This is a genomic window from Pedobacter kyungheensis (assembly GCF_000812965.1).
GTDB classification, from domain to species: domain Bacteria; phylum Bacteroidota; class Bacteroidia; order Sphingobacteriales; family Sphingobacteriaceae; genus Pedobacter; species Pedobacter kyungheensis.
In genome coordinates this window covers 1-1393 of sequence record NZ_JSYN01000065.1, presented here as the reverse complement: position 1 = coordinate 1393, position 1393 = coordinate 1, and the positions used below count along the sequence as shown (strand labels likewise).

General features: G+C 44.3%; 1 protein-coding gene. It reads left to right on the top strand.

Features of this window, described 5'->3' with window-relative positions; genetic code table 11:
- The first annotated feature begins 351 nt into the window (after positions 1 to 351).
- Positions 352 to 1098, top strand: a complete 747-nt coding sequence (locus OC25_RS26595) for a hypothetical protein (RefSeq protein WP_039483628.1) — start codon at positions 352 to 354, stop codon at positions 1096 to 1098.
- Positions 1099 to 1393: the final 295 nt, after the last annotated feature.

Genomic DNA, 1393 nt, shown 5'->3' with positions numbered 1-1393 from the left:
AGCCTTTATTTTATGCAGAAATTGAAAAATTATTCCCGAAAGCTAGTTGCGAAAAAAGCTGATCGAAAGATCAGAACGGCCAGTTTGCCCCGAAACAGGTGGTCACTTTAAAGCGAAATGGGGTGACAGTTTAAATGCGGAACGGCTGGCCATTTTTGCCGAAATGCCCAATTCGCCATAAAATTGTGTTTTTATAATTTAACAGCTTCAAACCTCCCCAATTCATTTACCAATTCCTTACGGTTTCCCCCATTCCTCAAAAAAATAAAACCCAATTTTTTAGTTATCAAATAAATAATACTAACTTAATACCAATTAATTTAATTTATTTACTTTTTAAAACCACAGATTATGTCAAAAATCAATGACAGTGGCCATGCCAAAAACATAGCCAATTTCGAGATGCTCACGGTCTATGTAACCGGTTACGGCTCCGTGTACAACCCTAGCAATGCCAGCATCCAGCTCAGCAATTTAGCTGCCAAAGCCGCCGAGGCGCTCAGCATTAACCAGCAGGTAAACGATATGGCTGCCAAAAACAGCAATGCCGTTGCCTTGCGCGATCTATCCTTCCAACCGCTTAAAAAATTCAGTACGCGCATACTCAATGCCATTAAGGCTAGTAACGTATCGCAGCAGGTAACCGACAATGCCATTAGCCACAACCGCAAACTGCAGGGCCAAAGGGCATCGGCCAAATTAACCGACGAAGAAAAAGACAAGTTAGCCGCCCAGGGTGTCGCCGTTAACCAGATATCGGCAGCGCAGCTCAGTTACGATAACCAGCTCAACACCCTCGATAAGCAAATTAAGCTCCTGGCTACCATTCCCAGCTATAACCCCAACGAAACCGAGCTGCAAATAGCCACCCTCACTGCCCTGTATAACGATTTATTGCAGAAAAACCGTGATGTAGTGGCCAGGGCATCCGAGCTGAGCACCTACCGCCTCAACCGCGACCGCATCCTGTACCATCCCGAAACCGGTATAGTTGCCCTCGCTCTTGATGTAAAGAATTACGTGATATCTATTTTTGGTGCCAGCTCCCCCCAATATAAACAGATTTCGGGCATTCCATTCAGAACCCTGAAAAGCTAAACACAACATCCCATGAAAACAATCATCCCATCCCAGGTAATCATTTAAACAGCAACCGAAATTAAAATCAGTTGCTGTTTTTCTTTAACATCCCCTCCCTCCCATTTTCACACCACAACCTAAGATAAGTTTAACTAATCGCACAGTTTATTCAATAGCCGCAGCCCCAGCCTGCAAGCATAAAACTACCACCTGCAAGCATAGAACTAACACCTGCAAGCATAAAACTGCCACCTGCAAGCATAGAACTAACGCCTGCAAGCATAGAACTATCACCTGCAAGCATAGAACTGCC

What these genes read in the sequence shown, in the direction of transcription:
- OC25_RS26595 (WP_039483628.1), top strand. Translation starts at nt 352, where the DNA reads ATGTCAAAAATCAATGACAGTGGCCATGCCAAAAACATAGCCAATTTC.